The following is a 22,320-nucleotide window of genomic DNA, read 5'->3' as shown; positions in this document are numbered from 1 at the left end:
AACTAATTAAATGAGCATTTTCATAAGTTCATAAACCAATCGGCCTATCAACTTTGGGTTGATAGGCCGATTAAATTTATGAAATTCTAAATTATATTTCTAATATTTCTGCCAATGTTTCATCTATTTCATCCTTTTCTATTCTTAGATTTTCGATGATAAATTTCTGGCGTTCTGGCGTATTTTTACCCATGTAATAACTCAAAATCTTTGGAATTGAAGATTCTTTTTCGAGAATAACAGGTTCTAGGCGAATATTTTCACCAATAAACCCTTCAAATTCATCAGGTGAAATTTCTCCAAGCCCTTTGAAGCGTGTAATTTCAGGCTTAGGCGATAACTTACTGATTGCCTTCTGTCGTTCTTCATCTGAATAACAATAAATTGTTTCCTTTTTATTTCTTACTCTAAATAATGGAGTTTCAAGAATATAAAGATGCCCTTCTCGAACTAAATCAGGGAAAAATTGAAGGAAGAAAGTCAAAAGTAAAAGCCTAATATGCATTCCGTCAACATCAGCATCAGTGGCTATAATAATTTTTTGATAGCGTAAATCATCTAAACCGTTTTCGATATTTAAAGCGTGTTGAAGTAGATTAAATTCTTCATTTTCGTAAACAATCTTTTTAGTTAGACCAAAACTATTTAATGGCTTACCTCGCAAACTAAAAACTGCTTGCAATTCTGGATTACGGGCTTTTGTTATTGAACCGCTTGCAGAATCTCCTTCAGTGATGAACATCATCGTATCAAATCTTTTTTCATTTTTCTCATCATCTAAATGAAAACGACAATCTCTCAATTTTTTGTTATGCAAGTTTGCTTTTTTTGCCCGCTCATTTGCTAATTTCCTAACCCCTGCTAGCTCTTTTCTTTCCCTCTCCGACTGTTCGATACGCTTTTTTAAAGCCTCTTTAACAGCCAAATTCATGTGTAAATAATTATCCAACTTTTCTTTGAGGAAATCGCTTACAAATGTTCTCAATGTAGGCGAATTGGGTTCTGGAGAAATAGTTGCCGAGCCAAGTTTAGTTTTTGTCTGAGATTCAAAAACTGGTTCTTGTACACGAACTGAAATAGCTGCTATGATTGATTGTCGAACATCTTCTGGCGAATAATCCTTATTATAATGTTCACGAATTGTACGAACAATCGCTTCCTTAAAAGCTGATAAGTGAGTACCACCTTGGGTTGTATTTTGACCATTAACGAAGGAGTAATACTCTTCTCCATATTGATTACCATGAGAAATAGCTACTTCAATATCTTCACCTTTCAAATGAATAATTGGGTAACGTAACGATTCTTCATCCGTTTTTCTTCTGAGTAAGTCAAGAAGCCCATTTTGGGAAATATACTTCTGTTTATTGAAACTTATAGTTAATCCAGCATTCAAATAACAATAGTTCCAAATCATTGCCTCAACAAATTGAGGAATATAATGGTAATTTTTAAAAACCGTACTATCAGGTTCAAAGATTACATGAGTTCCATTTTTCAAATCAGAATCAATAATTTCAGATTCGGCGGTTAATTCTCCTTTATTAAACTCTGCCCATTTGGTTTTACCATCTCGATAAGCTTGAACTTTAAAATAGTGAGATAAAGCGTTTACTGCTTTCGTTCCTACCCCATTCAATCCAACTGCTTTTTGAAAAGCTTTACTATCGTATTTAGCTCCAGTATTTATTTTCGAAACTACATCAACAACTTTTCCGAGCGGAATACCTCGACCATAATCACGTACTTCAACTTTGCCTTCATCAAGTTTAATCTCAATTGATTTTCCATAACCCATTGCATATTCATCAATGCAATTATCAATTACTTCTTTAAGCAAAACATAAACTCCATCATCAGCCGCCGAACCATCGCCCAATTTACCGATATACATACCGGGGCGTAAACGTATATGTTCTTTCCAGTCTAGCGAACGAATACTGTCTTCATTATAAGTTGCTTCTTTAATCTCAGCCATTTTTTCTTAGAATATTTTGTAGTTTGGTGAAATATCACTTACTTTGTAAATCAAAGTTCTTTTTAACACATACTTAACATGAAACAACAACAAAATAAAAAATCTTGTGTTACTTTGCATAACTTTTTCGTTAAAAGAAATAACAAAAGAGGTAGTCATTTGACAAATAACGTTATTGATATGAAATTAAGCAAGAACAGTTTTCAGCATTTTTTTTTCAAATTTACGCTTTTTATACTGATATTTAGCAAATCTTTTGCACAAAATCCTGTTGCTACCCCTACTGGCCCAACAGCCATTCCCACAACACTACCAGCGAATATTCCGGCTGCCAACCAAACAAATAATGGTGTTCCTGCACAACAAACGGCAAATATGCCCTTACCTGCTAAAAATAGAGTGTTACAAACAAATGACCCAAATGCGGTAAGAAATGTTCAATTAAATCAAGCCGATCAAAGAGCTGTAAATAAAGAAGATTCGTTAAGATTAATTAGAGAGCAAGAAGCTGAACAAGATGCTGCCAAAGCAACCTTGAGAAGAAGAATCTTTGGCTATAATCTATTTAATACTGTTAAATTTGACCCTACCCCAGCTATTAATATCGCAACTCCAAGCAATTATGTGTTAGGTCCAAATGACCAATTATTAATTGATGTTTATGGCTATTCTCAAGTAATGTATAAACCTATCATCACCGCAGATGGATATATTACAATTGAAAAAGTGGGCTTAATCTACGTAGCAGGCTCAACTATTGAACAAGCCAAAGAAAGAATTAGAAGTAGATTATCAAAAATATTTATTGGTCTCAACCCATATTCAGGATATCCTGCAAATACTTTCTTGAATGTTTCCCTTGGAAATATAAGAAGTATCAAAGTTACAGTTACGGGTGAAGTTATAGCACCAGGCACTTACACACTTTCTTCATTATCAACTGTTCAAAATGCTTTATATGCTTGTGGTGGACCGAATGAAGTAGGTACTTACCGCAAAATTAATGTGATTAGAAATAACCGCATAATCTCAACATTTGATATTTACGAGTTATTGATGAGTGGTTTCTCTAAATCAAATATCATTTTACAAGACCAAGATATTATTCAAGTATTACCTTACTCAACCAGAATTGCAGTAAAAGGAAATACGAAAAGAGAGGGTTTATTTGAACTTTTACCAGAAGAGAAACTTACTAACTTGATTGAATATGCAGGGGGCTTTGCACCTTATGCCTATCGTCATAGATTAAAAGTTTACAGAAACACGCCACGTGAGAGGAAGATTTTGGATGTCATGGAGTCAGAATTTAACACTTTCAGTATGCAAAGTGGCGATTCAGTTGTGATTGAAAGAGTTTTGGAGAGATTTGAAAACATGGTGGCGGTAAATGGTGCTATCTTCCGTCCGGGTGAATATTCTTTAGAATCAAGCCCAACGCTTACCCAGCTAATAAAATCAGCTGAAGGGTTAAAAGGTGAAGCACTGACCGGAAGAATTACTGTAATTCGCACAAGAGATGATATGATTATTGAAAATATTTCAGTAAACTATGATGATATCATTAAAGGAAAAGCATCTGATATAGCTCTCAAACGAGAAGATATTATTACTATTCCATCTATTTTTGATTTAACTGAGCCAGCCTACGTACGTATTCAAGGTGCATTAAATAATCCAATTGCAGAAGATGGAATCGAAATGCCATTCCTTAGAAACATGACTATTGAGGACGTCATTGTAAAAGCTGGTGGTCTTTCTGAAGCCGCTTCATTGGCAAGAGTGGAAGTTGTTCGTAGAAAGAGAAATGTTGACCCAACCTCTGCTAATGCACAAATTTCCGATACCTATACATTTAGTATTAGCTCGGATTTAAAAGTTGACCAAACTGGAAACAAATTTGTATTGTATCCTTTTGATGAAATTTTTATTCGTCGTTCTCCAAATTATATCAAACAAACATTTGTAGAAATTCAAGGAGAAGTAATTTATCCAGCAACTTATGGTATCAAAAGTAAAACCGAGAAAATTTCTGATTTAATTGAACGTGCAGGTGGCCTAAGTCCACAAGCATATCTTGAAGGAGCAACATTGGTAAGACAAATACAACTGAGCGAAATTGAACTCGCTCAACGTAGAAAAGCCATTACTGAAATTACTAATAGTGTTAAAGGTAATCAAGCAGTACAAGTTGAAGATGTTAATGCAACCACTGTATCTTCAATTGGCATTAATTTGACGAAAATTATGCAAAATCCGGGCTCAGATGAGGATATGATTTTACAAGATGGTGATATAATTAGAATTCCCAAAAGACTTGAAACAGTTCGCGTACAAGGTGAAGTACTTTACCCAACAACTGTTAAATATTTAGATAGCAAAAATTTCATTAATTATATTTCAAATGCGGGTGGATTTACTAAAAAATCATTAAGAAGTAAATCATACATTTTATATGCAAATGGGTCAGTTGATAGAACTAGAAGAGTACTTTTTGTAAATCTTTACCCAAAAGTTGAACCAGGCTCTGAAATAATTATCCCTCAAAAAACGGTTACAGCACAGCAACAAATTGCCCAAGTACAAGGTTTATTTGCAACAATTGCTGGTACTATTACAACATTAGTAAGTGTTTTAGCAATTTTCCAATTGACTAAATAAAGGATTGGTGGGAATTTAAAACAGAAAATTGAAAAATGGCAGAATATCAAACCATACAAGAAGAACAAATTAGTACTAAAGATTTTGTAAAAAAAATAATCAATTTATTCATCCTAATTGGCAATGAATGGCGTTTATTATTGATTAGCATCGCCCTTGGTACTTTCTTTAGTTTATTATTAGATGTAAAGGAACTGAAAGATACCGAATACACAGGTGAAATTCAATTTAACTTAGAATCAGGAAGTGGACAAGCTGCATTCGGTGGATTAGGTGGTCTTGCAGGTGCTTTCGGTTTTGGTGGTGCAGGAACTACATCTAACGATTTATTTAGTGGAGGCAACTTTGGTCTATTGATTACTTCAAAAACACTTTATGAAAAGGCCTTGATGAAAGAAGTAATGATTGGTGGAAAAAAGACCCTCTTCATCAACTTCTATAAGGATAGCAGTGATATTGCAAAGAAAGAATGGGGAGGAGATTTATTACATGAACCCAACTATAAAGCTATCAAATACCGCTTTAATCCAAAATCACCAAATGATTTTACGAAAGATGAAAATATCATCTTATCAACCATTTATGAGAAATTAGAAGCTCAAACAACCCTACAACCACTTGATAAAAATGGTTCGATTATGGTTCTTTCGGCTACTACTAATAGTGAATTCTTGACTAAAGTTTGGCTAGAGACTTTGCTTGAAACTTTAAAAGAATTTTATGTAGAGGTTCGCACCAGAAAAACTCGTGATATCTACGATATCCAAATGATTAGACTAAGAGAGTTGGAAGGTAAATTAAGTTCAACGGATAGACAATTGGCTCAGGCACAATTTCAAAACCAAAATGCAGTTGACCCTAACGCACCTATGCGTACTATGCAGTTGAATCGTAGTAACAACTACGTATCAACGCAGTATTTCCAACAATTAGCAGCGGTAGAACAATTAAAAATGCAATTAATTAACCAAACACCTTTATTTACGGTATTACAACCTGTTAGACTTCCACTCTTGCAGCGTACTTACACAGTTGGTGGTAATACACTTAAAGGGGCATTTGTTGGTTTTTTTCTTTGCCTTTTATATATCATAATGAGAAGGACGTACTTGGAATTGATGAGTTAACAAACAAAATTGTTTCATAAACTCAAAAATATTACTTTTGCCCTCCTTTTTAGTTAAAAATTAATGGAAAACAACGAAGTCGTAATAAAAGCAGGAAAATCTGCCTTACACTATTGGAGAGAAGTTTGGCGTCAAAGAGAATTGTTTTGGATTCTCGGTAAAAGAGATGTGATGGTACGCTACAAACAAACTGCCCTTGGTGTAGCATGGGGAGTAATAAGGCCACTCATGACTGCTCTAGTAATGGTATTAGCTTTTGGGAAAATTGCTAAACTTGAAAATGATTCTTCTATTCCATACATGTTGGTTGTGATTCCGGGAGTAATAATATGGTTGTTTTTTTCGCAATCATTATCTCAGATAAGTAATAGCATTGTGGGCAATGGTAATCTAGTATCTAAGGTTTATTTCCCGAGAATAATTATTCCATTTAGTTCTTTATTGGTAGGCTTACTTGATGCCATGATTGCATTTGCAATGTTTTTTATATTTTGCATTTATTATCAATTTATTCCAAGCTGGCATATCATCTTCGCTCCATTTTTTTTATTAGTAGCTTATTTAGCGGCTTTTGGTACTGGGCTTCTGGCATCAGTGTTGAATGTAAAATACCGGGACATTGCTCAGATAATACCTTTTGTAGTTCAATTCGGTTATTTTATTTCACCAGTAGCTTACACAAGTGAACGAGTGAGTAGAGAATGGTGGTATCCTATTTATAACCTAAATCCTGTTGCGGGAGCTATTGATGGACTTAGATGGTGCTTATTAGACGACTTTTCAAATTTTAACTGGCAAAGTTTCATACCTATGCTGTTTTTTGTAGTTGTATCCGTACTATTTTCCATTTGGTTTTTCCGTAAAAATGAAAATTCTTTTGTTGACCATTTGTAGGTAGATTTTGATTTCGTTCAAATTCACAAATGATTCATTCCAATTGAATTCAATACCAGCTATTAATTTTGTATCACATTTTCCAGAAAGCCGAACAAGAGTTTTCAGTAAAATATAGATGAAAGCAATTTCGATTGAAAATATTTCCAAAAAGTACATTCTTAGTCACAAAAAGAAGAAATACCAAAACCTAAAAGAAAGTGTTTCGGGTTTCTTCACTGAGTTATTTACTTCGAAAGAGGAAGAAGAAAGTAAGGAAGTCTTTTGGGCATTAAAAAATGTAAGCTTTGATATTGAACAAGGCGATAGAATTGGAATTGTTGGCTCAAATGGTGCTGGAAAATCAACTCTACTTAAAATTCTTAGTAGAATTACCGAACCAACACATGGTTTAGTGAAGGTTAATGGTAGAATGGCTAGTTTATTGGAAGTAGGAACGGGATTTCACCCAGAATTAACTGGTAGAGAAAATATTTTCTTGAATGGTGCAATTTTGGGCATGAAGCAACATGAAATTCGTGCTCAATTTGATGAAATTGTCAATTTTGCTGGAATCGAAAAGTTTCTTGATACCCCTGTAAAACGTTATTCTTCAGGTATGTATGTACGTTTGGGCTTTGCTATTGCGGCTCATCTCGAACCAGAAATTCTTATTGTTGATGAAGTTTTAGCGGTAGGTGATTCTGAATTTCAAAAGAAGTGCTTGGGAAAAATGAAAGATGTTTCGAGCAGTGGCAGAACCATTCTTTTTGTTAGCCATAATTCAACAGCCATTCAGGGATTATGCAATAAAGCAGCCTTTTTACAAAAAGGTAGCTTAGTTAAATACGGGGAAGTTGGCGAAGTTTTACATGATTATATGACAAGTATTTCTAAGTTTCAACTTCAACAAAATTGGGATTCTCCAGAAAATGCTCCGGGAAACGACCAAGTAAGAATAAAAAATATTGAAGTAGTGCCAGAATATATCTCTGGAAGTAAAAATATTGATGTTCGTACGCCGTTGAAAATAAATATTGAGTTTTGGAATATGCTCGATTCTGCTCATTTAAACCTTAGTATGTTTTTATATAGTATGACAGGCGAATGTGTTTTCAATGTTGGAAGTCAAGCAAAAACTTTCTCAAAAGGTTTAATTAAAGGAACGCTAGAAATTCCTGCAAACTTTTTAAATGATGGCTCTTATTACATTTCAGCCATGATTGTAAAAGATACTTCAGACCCAATCTTTTTTATGGAAGATGCAATTAGCTTTGATGTGGCAGATTGGAGAGAAGGCACTAATTGGTATGGCAAATGGCCTGGGGCCGTTAGACCAATCAATATACCTGTTCATACTTGGAAAATGGATGGACTTGTATAATTAAATTAAAAAATTTAGTTCAATTTAATTTTATGCTCTTTTTGAGTTCATTAAAGTGATAATAAACGTAACAAAATCGTTTTTACCCCCAATAGAAGAATACCAAGAGATTATCAAAGGTATTTGGGAAAATACTTGGCTTACGAATAATGGCCCATTAGTTAGGGAATTAGAAAATAAGCTAAAAGATTATTTAAACGTTGAAAATTTGTTGTTTGTCGGCAATGGAACCATTGCGATACAAATTGCTTTGAAAGCACTTGAACTTTCTGGTGAAATTATCACAACACCATTTTCTTACTGTGCTACCACCACCTCTATTCTTTGGGAAAATCTTCAACCAAAATTCGTTGATATTGAACCAAATACATATAACATAAATGCCAATTTAATCGAAGCTGCTATTACTGAGAAAACAAGTGGTATTTTGGCTACGCACGTTTATGGTAGACCTTGTGAAGTTGAAAAAATTGAAAAAATTGCCCAAAAATATAACCTTAAAGTAATCTACGACGGTGCACATGGTTTTGGTGCTACCTACAAAGGCAAATCAGTTCTTTCATTTGGAGATATTACTACTTGTAGTTTCCATGCTACTAAAGTTTTTCATACCATCGAAGGTGGCTCAATTATTTGCAATAATGAGGATTTACTTAAAAAATTAGCCTTTTATAGAAGTTTTGGGCATAAGAATGATGATTATTACATGATGGGAATCAATGGTAAAAACTCAGAGTTTCATGCCGCAATGGGTCTTTGTAACTTACCAAAGGTTGCTGATATCATCAATAATAGAAGAATCATTTCGGAGAAATATGACTCATTATTGAACTGGAGTAAATTGAGTCGCCCATCAAACAATATTGAAGGATTTACGTATAACTATGCTTATTACCCAGTAATTTTAGAATCGGAAGAAAAATTGCTTCAAGTGACTGCGGCTTTGAAGGAACAAGAAATTATACCAAGAAGATATTTTTATCCTTCACTTAATCAACTCCCTTATTTGGACTTTTATAATCCTTGTCCAGTTTCGGAAAATATTGCATTAAGAGCCTTATCTTTACCTCTTTATTATGATTTAGCATTAACTGATGTTGAGCGAATTACACAAATCATCAATAGTAATCTTTAATCAAAACTTAAATCTTGGGTCATTTGGTAACAGTCTCTATCATAATTGTCAATTATCGTACACCTGAATTAATTGTTGAATGTATCAAAACAATCAAACAATTTACTTCAAAAGTAAGCTACGAAATAATTATTGTAGATAATGCCTCAAAAGGCGATGATGAAGGTTACGTCAAGTCATATTTTCCTAAAATCACTTGGTTATCAACTGGTTATAATGCAGGATTCGCAAGAGCCAATAACGCTGGAATGAGAATAGCTAAAGGTAAATACTTATTGCTATTAAATTCAGACACAAAACTTTACCAACCAGTCATTGATATTTGCGTAGAAAATTTAGAAAAAAGACCGGATGCAATTGCTGGTGGAGCTAATCAAGTTTATCCCGATCTAACTCCAAGAACATTTTATCATACATTTACTTTTAGAAAAGACTTTTGGATTGTCCCGCCAAAATTTAGAAATCAGTTAGACCGATTTTTCAAACAAAAGCAATATCAAGACCCCGAACAAGTAGATTACATTGCCGCGGCATTTTTGATGGTCAGGAAAGAAGGTTTTGAAAAAACTGGTGGATTGGATGAAGAATTTTTCTTGTACGGTGAAGATGTTGAATGGGGCTATAGATTAAGTAAATTAGGTAAATTATTGGTTTTTAATGATTGCAATATCATTCATGAAGAATGGGGAAGCAAACCAGAAAGATACAAAGAGGCCGAAAATTACACCTATTTTAATAGATTTGACCATCAAATCCAGCTTTCAAATTTAGTCTGGATTAGAAAACAATTTGGTGCGTTTCAATATTTTTTACTGATGCTGCATTATTGGCTATGGGTTCCAACTTTTTACCTAATGAAAATAGTTTCAAATTGTATTCATTTAAAAAATCCATTTTCAGAGCTTGAAAATCAGAAGAAATTTGCCAAAATGATAGGTATATTTTCAAACTATTTCTGGAATATCATTTTAAAAAAGCCCACTTTCTATAAATTATCTAAATAATTTAGACCCAATTGATTCAGTAAATGAGTAAAAAATTAGTTTTATTTATTACACCTACTGGTGGCCGCACTGGCTCAGAAATGCTTCTTTGGTATTTATTGAAGCATCTTTCTGGTAAAATAAAATCAGCCATTTATACTCGTCTGAACGGAGAATTATTTGCTACACAATCAACTGCTGACCAAACATTTATAAATAATAATAGGCGAAGCTTTATTTACCAAATTTACGAAGGCATCTACCATAAAATATTTAAGATTACGCCTGAGGAAAAGAAAGTTTTGGATATTCAAAAGAAAATCAAAGCTGATAGATGGTATTTAAACACAATAACAATGCCTCAATTTGCACGTTTAGCTCAAAAGGTGGGTGTACCCTATGATTTACATGTGCATGAATTGGTAAGCATTTACGATGAAATTAAATTCGATGATTTCAAATTTCAGTTTGATAATGCCGCTCGAATTATCTGTTGTTCATCAATAGTCGAAAGAAGAATCAGAGAAATGGGTTATTCAAATACCCTCCTACTTCATTCGTTTATTGATACGCAAACCATTTCAATCAAGCAGTCTGCTTTATCAATCCGTGATAAAATTGGTATTCCTGCCGATGCATTTGTTTGGGTAATGTCTGGCTCGATGAATCTCAGAAAAGGTTATGATACCATTTGCGATTTATTTCAGTATTTACCTCAAAATACTTATATTGTGTGGTTAGGAAGTGTAAAACAAACAGGTGTGTTGCATTATATTCGTCAGCGAACTAAGATTGAAAAACTTAATTTCATCGAAATTGGAGAAAAATCGGCTGAATATTATGATTATCTCAATATTTCAGATGGTTTTGTTTTAACCGCCAAAGAAGACCCCTTCCCTCTTGTAATGATTGAAGCAGCTTACCTCGAAAAACCAATTGTTGGTTATAATTCGGGTGGAATTGCTGAATTTATTCAAAATGGAATGGGCTTATGTGTCGATAGTTTTAACCCAAAAGATTTAGGAGAAGCAATGGCACAAATTCAAGAGAAAAAATTAAACATTGATAATAACACCCTTAGAAATCGAGCCTTAGATTTTGACATTCAAAATCAGATTTCTAAATGGGATAACTTATTTGATTTATAATGAATAACTACCAGGCAATTTTAGCAGAATTAGAAGAAGCAAGTAAAGTTCTTAATAACTTCATTAATTCTGAAGAGAACATTAAAAACATCGAAAAAGTAGCAGATTTGATGGCAAATGCTATCAAAAATGGCAAAAAAATCATCTCTTGTGGAAATGGTGGTTCTCATTGTGATGCCATGCATTTTGCTGAAGAGCTTTCCGGAAGATATCGTGATAATAGAAAATCATTGGCTGCTATCGCTATTTCCGACCCAAGTCATATTTCTTGCGTTGGGAATGATTATGGTTTTGACTATATTTTTTCAAGATTTATTGAGGGTTTAGGAAATGAAGGTGATGTATTATTAGGAATCAGCACCAGTGGAAATTCTAAAAATATTATCAATGCTGTTGAAGCTGCCCGTGAAAAAGGGATGAATGTTGTTATTTTCTCTGGAAAAGATGGCGGCAAATTAGCGGATAAAGCTGATGTAGAAATCAGAGTTCCACATTTTGGATATGCCGACCGTATTCAAGAAATCCACATCAAGGTTATTCATATTCTAATTATGCTCATTGAAAAGAAAGTCTTAAATTCTTAAATTGATGAATATTCTCTTCGTAAGTCATGATGCTAACCGTGCGGGTGCTCAGCTATTTTTGATGAATATCATGAAATATTTGAAATCCAAAGGTATCAATATGCAATTATTGCTACTTGATGGAGGTGTTTTAGAGAATGAATTTTCAAAAATATGTCCTGTTCACTATTGGAATGATGATGCACATATTTCGAATGGATTAAAAAGAACTTTTAGGAAATTTGTCAAAGGAAATGAACAAAATCAAATAGAACTGCTGCTTGAAAAACTTCAACAAAGCTCATTTGATTATATTTATGCCAATACCATTGCAACTTCCCATGCACTACCACTAATTAAAAAGTATTTATCAGCACCACTGATTACGCATATTCATGAATTAGAATTTTCAATTCAATTATATTCAAATAAATCTGATCGCGAATTTCTGTTCAAAAATTCAACTAAAATAATTTCTTGTTCAAGAGCTGTTGCCGAGAATTTAATTACCGTACATGGAGTTGATGAAAATAAAACCTCAATTATTCATTCTTTTGTTGATAATGAAAAGATTTTACATCGTCTTTCAGAAGCTAACAAAGAATCAATCAAAATTAAATACAATTTACCCGAAAGTTGTCATTTAATTGGTGGCTGTGGAAATGCCGAATGGAGGAAAGGTATAGATATTTTCATTCAAGTTATTAATCAAATTTTAAATACTTCTAACGAAAAGTATCATTTCATTTGGATTGGCGTAAAAAAAGAAGGCGAATATTATGAACAAGTATCGTATGATATAGCCAAAATGGGAATTGGAGATAAAATTACACTTATTGAGCAAACACCCGATGCCATCGAATTAATTAATTGTTTGGATATTTTTACTATTGTTTCAAGAGAAGACCCTTTTCCATTAGTGATGCTCGAAGCTGCATTGGCTCAAAAAACAATGATTGGATTTGAAAAAACAGGTGGTTGTAGTGAATTTATTGAGGAAGATGCTGGTATAATTGTACCATATTTGAATACAATCGCTATGGCATCGAGCATAATTAAACTCAATAATAATCAGATTTATGCAAAGCACCTTGGAGAAAAAGCTAAGGAAAAAGTTTTGAATTTATACAGTTTTGAAAACTCAGTTTTAAAAATAGAACAACTTTTGGCTTCTATATAATTGAAAATATATAGCAATTTATTTTGCTTAAATAATATGACGCTTGTTTTTACACTTTGTTCGGTAAATTATTTAGCCCAAGCACATACACTTGGTGATTCACTTCATGCTTTAAACCCAGAATTTGAGTATATCATTGGGTTGGTAGATAAACTCGACACTAAAGATATAGAAGTTTCAAAATTACCGGCCTATCAATTATTGGAAGTGGATAAAATTAACATTCCAGATTTTGCGGGTATGTGCGAACGCTATGATATTACTGAATTAAATACCGCTGTAAAACCTTATTATTTTGATTATTTCTTAAAAAATCGACCTGAAATAAGTAATATTATTTATTTTGACCCCGATATTATTGTATTCGATAAACTTACTCATTTAGAACAAAATCTTCAAAAATACAACATCATTGTAACACCGCATATTACTACCCCATACAACGATGACAAATGGCAAAATGAAGAAGATGTTGTGAATACGGGGGTTTTTAATTTTGGATTTGTTGCCATCAACCGTTCATCTGAAGCACAAAAAATGATTGATTGGTGGTGCGATAAATTAGCTAAAGAATGTGTGATTAATTTATGTGAAGGGCTTTTTGTTGACCAACATTGGGCGGAGTTTTTTCCTGCATACTTTAATAATGTACTGATTGATAAACACTTAGGCTATAATGTTGCTTATTGGAATCTTCATGAAAGGCACTGTACTTCAAAAGATGGAAATTGGTACATTAATCAAACGATTCCTCTACAGTTTTTTCATTACAGTGGGTATCTGATAGCCAAACCAGAAGAGGTTTCGAAATATCAAAATAGAATCAACTTTACTGAAAGACCAGATATTATTCCTTTATTCGATTTATATAGAGAGCAATTGCTCAAGAATAACGAGCTTTATTGGAAAAACTTCAAATGCGATTATGTGAAGCCAAAGAAAGTACAACGTTTGGTGCGAGTGAGAAAATATCTAAAAATGCCTTTAGAAAAGCTAGCATTAATGTTTGATTAATCAAAAAATGAAAAAATTCATTGCACTTTGGAAACATCGTTACCAAAAATATTCTCATATACTAAAGGTAAACATTCATTTTATAATAGATTTTCTTTGGTTCAAGGTTCAAAAACTTTACCATAGAAAACCATTTGTAGCAATTGCGTTGACTCAACAATTTGGAGATATCGTTGCTGGAGAACCACTTTCTCGTCAAGTCAGAAAAAAGCATCCAAATTCAACAATCATTTGGTTTGTTCGTCCAGCTTTTAAAGAACTCGTTCAAAATAACCCCAATATTGATATTATTTTTGAAGATATTTGTGCCAATCATCGCAAAAAAATATTGGGAGCAAATATTTTTGATACTGTTTATAATCTCCAATTTAGAAATAATAGTCACTGCGAAATCTGTAATGTTTTTGTTGATAATGAAGTGGCTGATAAAAAAGGAATAACCATTGAAAATTATTATTTTCATGGAAATTTGCTGGAAGTCCAACAAAAAATTGCAGGCATTGAATTAATTGATGAAACACCAATTTTGTACTTTTCAAATTCGGAAGTTCAAAAAATTGATTCGTTGAATTTACCCACTAAATTTATTGTAATTCATTGTCAGTCTGCACAAAATAGTAGAAATTGGGATGCGTCAAAATGGCAACAACTCATTAATCAACTAATTGAACAATACGATATAGCTATTGTTGAAATAGGATTATCAAGCGAATTGGCAATTCATTCAAAAAACTATATCAATCTTTGTGGAAAATTAAGTCTTTTAGAAACCGCCGAGGTAATCAAAAGAGCAAGATTATACATTGGCATTGATAGTGGGCCAGCCCACTTAGCCAATGCGGTTGGCACTTACGGCATAATTATGCTCGGAAAACTGTCTAATTTTGTCAACCATATCCCCTACTCAGGAGGCTATAAATCTGGTAAAACCGCAACGATTATTAGAAATACGAATGGACCAAGTTCTGAAATTAAAATTTCAGAGGTTTTAGAGGTTATCAAATCAAAAGAACTAATTTAAGGAATGAATATTTTTACAATTTGCCATATTAATCAATTAGCAAATGCTTGTATTTTGGGTGATTCTTTGAAGAAAACTAATCCAAATGCTACTTTTTCTATTGGATTGGTTGATGAAATTTCACAAATCAATGAAACATTCAAAACCATATTTGAGATTATTCCAGTGCAGGAATTAGGCATTGAGGGTTTCAACGAAATGTCTCATCGCTATACGCATGAGGAGTTGTTGGCAAATTGTAAACCATTTTTTGCGAAATATTTCCTAAAAAAATCTGAAACTTTATTATATATAGATTGTACATCCTTGGTTTTCCAATCATTACAATTTATTGAAGATATTCTGCAAACATCTAATATTTTGATTACACCGCAATTATTATTTGCCAACAAGCATCCAGATGAGAAACAAATCCTAAACTCAGGTATTTATCATTCAGGTTTTATTGGTTTAAAAAATACTGAAGAAACTTTTCGATTCTTATCTTGGTGGGGCAATAATACTCGTAAAAAAGGATTTATCAATTTATGTAAAGGCATGAACGCCGACCAACTTTGGTTGGAACATGTGCCTGCTATGTTTGAAGAAGTATTTATTCTAAAAAATGAGGGAGTAAATGTTGGGTATTGGAATCTACCTGAACGAAATCTTGAAATTTTAAAAAAGGAGCAAAATTTAATTTCTTTGAATTACAAAAAAATGGAGTTTTCAAAGGAATATGATACAGAACTTAACAATTATTCTTATAAAAAATTATTGAAGTTTCAACCAGCTTTTGGAATTAATGACCCAAACAAGCCAACTTTAGGTAAAACAATTGCTCGGAAAATTCGTTTAATCAATAATCAAGTTGATACACTCATTGATAAAATACTAGGTTAAGTAAATAAATTTCTACTCAAAGTAATTAAGTCTAAGCAATAAATAAATTTTTGCTGTAAATTTGCAAAAAAAGCTAACAACAATATGACTTATTCAGTTGAAAAAACCGAACATTACGCACTTATTCAAATAGAAGAAAATAAATTCGATAAATCAATCACTGCTGAGGTAGAAAAACAAATTGTTGTACTTTACCGTGAAGGTTTTATGAATATGATTCTTGATTTTTCAAAGGTTTTGGAAATTGATGAATCAGGTCTTTCGCTTCTTAGAAAAGCAACCAAAGTTTGCCGCAGTGAGCATGGTCTATTTATTGTTTGTACAAAAGATGATGATATCCTTGACTTAATTGATGGTGAAAAAATACCAGAAATCGTACTTCTTCCAACGGTTGATGAAGGAATTGATGCAGTTTTCATGAATGATTTAGAAAATGATTTTCGTGAAGAAGAAGATGATGAGTTTGATTTGGGTGAAGAAAACGGATTTACAGAAGGTAAATTTTAATGCTATTTATTGAACCACTGGATATGTGTTATTCAGTGGTTTTTTGCACAAACTATTTATGAATTTTGAATTTTTAGTATTAGGTACTGGCTCAGCGACTCCTGTTGTAAATCGTCATCCCTCTGCATTTCTTCTCTCTATTGAAAACGAATCATTTTTGATTGATTGCGGCGAGGGAACTCAGTATCGGTTACTTGAAAATAAAATTAAAAGTTCAAGGATAAGACATATTTTTATCAGCCACCTCCATGGCGACCATTACTTTGGATTAATTGGCTTACTTTCAAGTTGGAATCTCAATCAACGTAAAGAAGAATTAACCATATTTGCTCCTCGAGGGCTTGACGAAATTTTAACTACCCAATTCAAATATTCAGATACTCGACTGCATTTTAAAATAATTTTTGTTGAAACTAATACTGAATCAATAAATCAAATTTTAGATACTAATCTAGTTACCGTAGAAACAATTCCACTTCAACACCGCATTCCTTGCTGTGGATTTTTATTTCGTTCAAAAGCATCTAAACGCAAAATAGTTGCAGATAAATTACCTTCAAATTTTCCTATCCCATACATGAAAATGCTAAAAGATGGATTAGATATTTTTGACGAACTTACTGGGGTTACGTATAAAAATAAAGATTTTACAGTTCCCGGTGGACAAAGCAAATCATTCGCTTATTGTTCAGATACTGCATTTAACGAATTGAAAGTCAACCAAATACAAGGTATTGATACAATCTATCACGAAGCTACATTTACTGAATCTGAGGCGAAAAGAGCCGAACAAACAAATCATTCAACCGCCAAACAAGCCGCAAAAATCGCTCAAATGTCAAATGCTAAACAGTTGATTATTGGGCATTATTCTTCACGTTACAAAACCCTCGAGACCCACCTTGAGGAAGCAAAAACAGTTTTCGCAAATACATTATTGGCCGAAGAAAACACCACTTATAAGGTATAATTTTTCTTTTTAAAGTATTTATTGTACTTATTTAATAAGTTTCAAAAATAATTACCCATATAGTCTATAATTATTATAGATTTAATATATATTTGCCCAAGTAAAATTGAATTGATATATGCAAAGCTTCCGAACTGAGTTAGAAAACCCATTAGTCGAAAAAGACATCATTGATTTAGAGCGTAAAATCAGATTATTCCGTGAAGGAAAAATTCATGAGGAAAAGTTTCGTAGTCTGAGATTAGCACGCGGAGTATATGGGCAACGCCAACAAGGAGTACAAATGGTCAGAATCAAATTACCTTACGGTAAAATGACCCTGAAACAATGGAATAGAATTGCAGATATTTCAGATGAATATTCGACAGGAAACCTTCATTTTACAACTCGTCAAGATGTACAAATTCACTTTGTGAGTCTTGAAAAAACACCAGAGTTATGGGCAAAACTCGAACAAGATAATATCACCCTTCGTGAAGCTTGTGGAAATACGGTAAGAAATATTACTGGTTCACCAACAGCAGGAATTGACCCAAATGAACCTTTTGATATTACCCCCTATGTGCATAGCACATTTGAATACTTTTTACGTAACCCCGTTTGTCAAGAAATGGGCCGTAAATTTAAAATGTCATTCTCAAATACAGATGATGATACCGCTCTTAGCTACATGCACGATTTAGGATTTATTTCTAAAATTAAAGATGGCAAAAGAGGGTTCAAAATAATGCTTGGTGGAGGTTTAGGAGCACAACCACAATTAGCACATACAGCTTATGATTTTTTAGAAGAAGAAGCTATTATTCCTTTTATTGAGGCAGTACTTCGTGTTTTTGACCGCCACGGAGAAAGAAACTCTCGTCATAAAGCACGTTTAAAATTCTTAATTGCAAAAATTGGTTTTGAAGCCTTCATGCAATTAGTTGAAGAAGAAAAACTTTCATTGAAAGTAAAAACTTACCCAATCAAAACTGAGGAATTTGATAAAAACGACAGTATTTCAGTTTCTTCAGAAATTGCAACAAAAGATTCAGTTGAGTTTAATAATTGGTTCAAAACCAATGCTTTTGCACAAAAGCAGTCGGGTTATTATGGTGTTTTTGTAAGAGTTCCACTTGGAAATATCTCTAGCACAGTTTCACGTAGCCTTTCTGCCAAATTAGCTAATTATATTGCTGATGATGTAAGAGTAACCGTAAACCAAGGCTTATTACTTAGGTTTGTAAAAGCAGAAAACTTAGTGAAAGTTTTCGAAATTTTAAGTGAGCACAACCTAGCTGCACCCGGTGCCAATAGTATAGTCAATATTACAGCCTGTCCTGGTACTGATACCTGCAACTTAGCCATTTCTGATAGTACAAGCATTTCGCTTGAATTAGAAAAAGTGATGAAAGAAGATTTCCCTGAATTGATTGAAGAAAATAAAATGCAAATCAAGATTTCAGGGTGTATGAATGCGTGTGGGCAACATAGCATGGCCAATATTGGGTTTCATGGAAGCTCGTTAAAAGCTGGAGGAAAGGTTTTACCTGCGTTACAAGTATTATTAGGAGGCGGAACCATCGGCAACGGTCAAGGAAGAATTGCTGACAAAGTAATTAAAGTTCCAAGCAAAAGAGGGCCTCAATTACTCCGTACAGTTTTAAACGATTATGAAACCAATGGTCTAGAAGGAGAATACTTCAATGACTATTATGAGCGTCAAGGTGAGAAATATTTCTATAATCTTTTAAAACCATTGGCAGATTTAACTAATCTCATTGACACCGACTTCGTTGATTGGGGTCGAGATGAGATTTTCCAAACTGAAATTGGGGTCGGAGAATGTGCTAGTGTAATCATTGATTTAGTGGCTACTTTATTCTATGAATCAGAAGAAAAAATAGAATGGGCAAAAGAAGCTTTTAATGAAAATCGTTTAGCCGATGCCATTTATTATGCTTATCAATCGCAAGTAAATACTGCAAAAGCCTTATTACTTGACAAGAATATCAATTGTAGTACTCAACACGGTATTATTTCGGAATTTGATAAACATTTTGAAAATGAATTTGGTGGCAATGTAAAAGAACAGATTTTACAAATCAATAAAAATGAACCAACAAAAGATTTTGCCATAGATTTCATTGAAACAGCAGAAGATTTCTTAAAACAAGCAATTTCTGTAAGAGAAACATTAAAATTAGAAATTGCCTAATAAATTAACCTATGAAAAGAATTGCTTTAGCATTAAGTGAAAACATACAAATGAAATTCATTGCCTATGCAATGGTATTTATGAAAGTTTCACTAATTGGAATTTTGGTTTACAGAATTACTTCGGGAATAAATAGCTTTAATTTTAATTTTGATACCGTTCTTGTTTATTACATCGGAGCTGGATTTTTAGCTCAGTTAGTAGATGGTGCCCTTGGAATGGCCTACGGTGCATCTTGTACATCAATGCTTTTGGGTCTGGGTGTTCCACCCGCATACGCCACTGCAAGTGTGCATACTGCTGAAGTATTTACAACTGGAGTTTCGGGGCTTTCACATATCTATTTTGGTAATATTGATAAAAAATTATTTTTCAGAATTGTTATTACTGGTGTGCTAGGAGCTATGTTGGGTGCATACCTTATTTCTGATGTATTTGATGGAAAAATGATAAAGCCCTACATTTCTATTTATATGATTATACTGGGTAGTATCATTATTTCAAAGGCATTTAAACAAAGACCACCAGAACCCCAAAACAAAAACTTAGGACTTTTAGGACTAATAGGTGGATTTCTTGATTCCGTTGGTGGTGGTGGTTGGGGGCCATTGGTTACTTCAAATTTAATTAGTAAAGGAAATGCCCCGAAAGAAGCAATAGGAACAGTCAATACAGCAGAGTTTTTTGTCTCTTTCTTTAGCACAGGTGTATTTATGCTTTTTATTGATATTCAAGCATGGCAAGCTATTGCCGGACTTATCATTGGTGGTATCTTTGCAGCTCCGCTTGGTGCATTTTTAGTTAGATTATTCAAACCAAAAACAATCATGATTTCAGTAGGAGTATTGGTTGTTTTATTGAATATTTGGAATTTAGCCAAAGCTTGGCTGTGATAAACACTTGAAGAAATTACAAAATGATTGAAATATTAGAAAAATATTCATTACCCGAAGGACTCAGCTTTGTAGCCAATCAATATCCTGGTAAAGTTGTCTTCTCAACTTCTTTTGGACAGGAAGACCAAGTAATTACTGATGCCATTTTCAGAAATGAAATTGGCATTAACATTTTCACCCTTGACACTGGTCGTTTATTTCAAGAAACTTATGAACTAATAGACCGAACTCGTTCGAGATACAAAAAAAATATTGAAGTATTTTACCCAAATACTGAGAAAATTCAAGCACTTGTATCTAACAAAGGAGCTAATAGCTTTTATGAATCTGTCGAAAACCGCAAAGAATGTTGTTTTATCAGAAAAATCGAACCTTTAAAAAGAGCCTTAGCAGGAGCTGAAGTTTGGATTACAGGCCTTCGTGCAGAACAATCTGAGAATAGAAACGATATGAAAATATGGGAATGGGACGAAGGTAACAAGGTTTGGAAATTTAATCCTTTAATACATTGGACGTATGAAGAAGTATTGAAATACATTGCAGAAAACAAAGTCCCTGATAACCCATTGCATAAAAAAGGTTTTGTAAGTATTGGTTGTTTACCTTGTACAAGAGCTATTGAACCACATGAACACCCAAGAGCAGGCCGATGGTGGTGGGAAGAATCAAAAAAAGAGTGCGGCCTACACGCTGGATGATTCTTTCATATTTTATCATTCTATATTTTTGCGTTACATTTACGCACCAACTAATATAAATTAAGCGAATTTTTAGGCCAATTACCCTATTTATTCGTAAATCGTTAATCACTATTCTTTAAATGAGTACTTTTTCAGAAAAAACAACGGTTTATCAAGCAAATGATAGCTCTTTTCCAAGAGAATTGGAAGATGAAGCAATCTATATTTTGCGAGAAGTAGCTTCTCAATTTGAAAAACCAGCTATATTATTCTCAGGTGGAAAAGATTCTATCACAGTTGTTAGGTTAGCACAAAAAGCATTTTATCCTGGGAAAATTCCTTTTGCACTTCTTCATGTAGATACAGGACATAATTTTCCTGAGACAATTGAATACCGTGACTGGCTTGTTGAAAAATTAGGCTTAGAACTTCATGTTCGTTATGTTGAAGATTCAATTAAGCAAGGGAAAGTTAAGGAAGAAACTGGGAAATATGCCAGTAGAAATGCACTTCAAACAGTCACTTTATTAGATGCCATTGAAGAATTCAAATTTGATGCATGTATTGGAGGTGCAAGAAGAGATGAAGAAAAAGCTCGTGCTAAAGAAAGAATTTTTTCGGTAAGAGATGATTTTGGTCAGTGGAATGCAAAAAAACAACGTCCAGAATTATTTGATATGCTTAATGGAAAAATTGAGTTAGGTGAAAATGTAAGGGTCTTCCCTATTTCAAATTGGACAGAACTCGATGTTTGGAATTATATTAAGGAAGAAAAGCTTAAAATTCCTTCTATTTATTTTACTCATGAACGAGCAGTATTTGAGCGTGATGGCATGATTTGGGCAGATTCAGAATTTATTAACAAATCAGAAGATGAAGTGCCTTATCAATCAAAAGTGAGATTCCGCACTGTTGGAGATATGACATGTACTGCGGCCGTTGAATCTACGGCAGATAATATTGATGATGTAATTTCAGAAATTCTATCAGCACAGATTTCCGAAAGAGGAGCAAGAATTGACGATAAACGCTCGGAAGCTGCTATGGAAAAACGTAAACAAGCTGGGTATTTTTAATATTCTTCACAGTATTTACGTTTACATTTATCAAACAAAATTTCA

19 protein-coding genes are annotated in these 22,320 nt (G+C 33.3%); 18 read left to right on the top strand and 1 reads right to left on the bottom strand.

Annotated elements, in window-relative coordinates; genetic code table 11:
- Positions 1 to 91: 91 nt before the first annotated feature.
- Positions 92 to 1,978 carry a DNA topoisomerase IV subunit B gene (locus A6M55_RS07680; RefSeq protein ID WP_015030772.1) on the bottom strand — a complete coding sequence of 629 codons (1,887 nt, stop codon included), beginning with the start codon at positions 1,976 to 1,978 and terminating at the stop codon, positions 92 to 94.
- A 180-nt stretch (positions 1,979 to 2,158) separates the two neighbouring features.
- On the opposite strand from A6M55_RS07680, the gene A6M55_RS07675 reads away from it, so the two are divergent.
- From A6M55_RS07675 to cysD, 18 genes are all read left to right on the top strand, one after another.
- Positions 2,159 to 4,639, top strand: a complete 2,481-nt coding sequence (locus tag A6M55_RS07675; RefSeq protein WP_041694245.1) for an SLBB domain-containing protein — start codon at positions 2,159 to 2,161, stop codon at positions 4,637 to 4,639.
- A gap of 35 nt (positions 4,640 to 4,674) precedes the next feature.
- On the top strand, positions 4,675 to 5,766 hold the full coding sequence (locus A6M55_RS07670) for a hypothetical protein (RefSeq protein WP_015030770.1): 1,092 nt from the start codon (positions 4,675 to 4,677) through the stop codon (positions 5,764 to 5,766).
- Between the two features lie 63 nt (positions 5,767 to 5,829).
- Positions 5,830 to 6,660 (top strand): ABC transporter permease, encoded by an 831-nt coding sequence (locus tag A6M55_RS07665; protein ID WP_015030769.1) that lies wholly within the window; start codon positions 5,830 to 5,832, stop codon positions 6,658 to 6,660.
- Between the two features lie 118 nt (positions 6,661 to 6,778).
- On the top strand, positions 6,779 to 8,023 hold the full coding sequence (locus A6M55_RS07660; protein ID WP_015030768.1) for an ABC transporter ATP-binding protein: 1,245 nt from the start codon (positions 6,779 to 6,781) through the stop codon (positions 8,021 to 8,023).
- 58 nt (positions 8,024 to 8,081) lie between these two features.
- Positions 8,082 to 9,158: a DegT/DnrJ/EryC1/StrS aminotransferase family protein gene (locus A6M55_RS07655; protein WP_064197129.1), complete on the top strand. Its 1,077-nt coding sequence runs from the start codon at positions 8,082 to 8,084 to the stop codon at positions 9,156 to 9,158.
- Between the two features lie 23 nt (positions 9,159 to 9,181).
- A complete protein-coding gene (locus A6M55_RS07650; RefSeq protein ID WP_015030766.1) occupies positions 9,182 to 10,162 on the top strand; it encodes a glycosyltransferase family 2 protein in 981 nt (326 codons plus the stop codon).
- A 23-nt stretch (positions 10,163 to 10,185) separates the two neighbouring features.
- Positions 10,186 to 11,289 carry a glycosyltransferase family 4 protein gene (locus A6M55_RS07645; RefSeq protein ID WP_064197127.1) on the top strand — a complete coding sequence of 368 codons (1,104 nt, stop codon included), beginning with the start codon at positions 10,186 to 10,188 and terminating at the stop codon, positions 11,287 to 11,289.
- Positions 11,289 to 11,873: a D-sedoheptulose 7-phosphate isomerase gene (gene lpcA / locus A6M55_RS07640; RefSeq protein ID WP_015030764.1), complete on the top strand. Its 585-nt coding sequence runs from the start codon at positions 11,289 to 11,291 to the stop codon at positions 11,871 to 11,873. The genes A6M55_RS07645 and lpcA overlap by 1 nt, the downstream gene beginning before the upstream one ends.
- A 4-nt stretch (positions 11,874 to 11,877) precedes the next feature.
- Entirely contained in the window at positions 11,878 to 13,032 is a 1,155-nt protein-coding gene (locus tag A6M55_RS07635; protein ID WP_064197126.1) for a glycosyltransferase family 4 protein, read from the top strand.
- Between the two features lie 36 nt (positions 13,033 to 13,068).
- A complete protein-coding gene (locus tag A6M55_RS07630; RefSeq protein WP_064197125.1) occupies positions 13,069 to 14,046 on the top strand; it encodes a glycosyltransferase in 978 nt (325 codons plus the stop codon).
- A 7-nt stretch (positions 14,047 to 14,053) separates the two neighbouring features.
- Positions 14,054 to 15,067: a glycosyltransferase family 9 protein gene (locus A6M55_RS07625; RefSeq protein WP_064197128.1), complete on the top strand. Its 1,014-nt coding sequence runs from the start codon at positions 14,054 to 14,056 to the stop codon at positions 15,065 to 15,067.
- Positions 15,068 to 15,070: 3 nt separating this feature from the next.
- Positions 15,071 to 15,949 (top strand): hypothetical protein, encoded by an 879-nt coding sequence (locus tag A6M55_RS07620; protein ID WP_064197124.1) that lies wholly within the window; start codon positions 15,071 to 15,073, stop codon positions 15,947 to 15,949.
- Between the two features lie 84 nt (positions 15,950 to 16,033).
- On the top strand, positions 16,034 to 16,456 hold the full coding sequence (locus A6M55_RS07615) for an STAS domain-containing protein (protein ID WP_015030759.1): 423 nt from the start codon (positions 16,034 to 16,036) through the stop codon (positions 16,454 to 16,456).
- 58 nt (positions 16,457 to 16,514) lie between these two features.
- Positions 16,515 to 17,426: a ribonuclease Z gene (locus A6M55_RS07610; protein ID WP_064197123.1), complete on the top strand. Its 912-nt coding sequence runs from the start codon at positions 16,515 to 16,517 to the stop codon at positions 17,424 to 17,426.
- Positions 17,427 to 17,544: 118 nt separating this feature from the next.
- A complete protein-coding gene (locus A6M55_RS07605; RefSeq protein WP_064197122.1) occupies positions 17,545 to 19,623 on the top strand; it encodes a HEPN domain-containing protein in 2,079 nt (692 codons plus the stop codon).
- 11 nt (positions 19,624 to 19,634) lie between these two features.
- Positions 19,635 to 20,516 carry a sulfite exporter TauE/SafE family protein gene (locus A6M55_RS07600; protein WP_015030756.1) on the top strand — a complete coding sequence of 294 codons (882 nt, stop codon included), beginning with the start codon at positions 19,635 to 19,637 and terminating at the stop codon, positions 20,514 to 20,516.
- 23 nt (positions 20,517 to 20,539) lie between these two features.
- The gene (locus A6M55_RS07595; RefSeq protein ID WP_015030755.1) at positions 20,540 to 21,217 is read left to right on the top strand and encodes a phosphoadenylyl-sulfate reductase; all 678 of its coding nucleotides are present in this window, start codon (positions 20,540 to 20,542) and stop codon (positions 21,215 to 21,217) included.
- Between the two features lie 122 nt (positions 21,218 to 21,339).
- Positions 21,340 to 22,275, top strand: coding sequence for a sulfate adenylyltransferase subunit CysD (cysD, locus tag A6M55_RS07590; RefSeq protein WP_015030754.1), 936 nt, complete (start codon positions 21,340 to 21,342; stop codon positions 22,273 to 22,275).
- The last annotated feature ends 45 nt before the right edge of the window (positions 22,276 to 22,320 follow it).

Source organism: Emticicia sp. MM, from assembly GCF_001649495.1.
The sequence above is the reverse complement of the archived record's forward strand: the minus strand, read 5'-3'. Positions and strand labels throughout refer to the sequence as shown.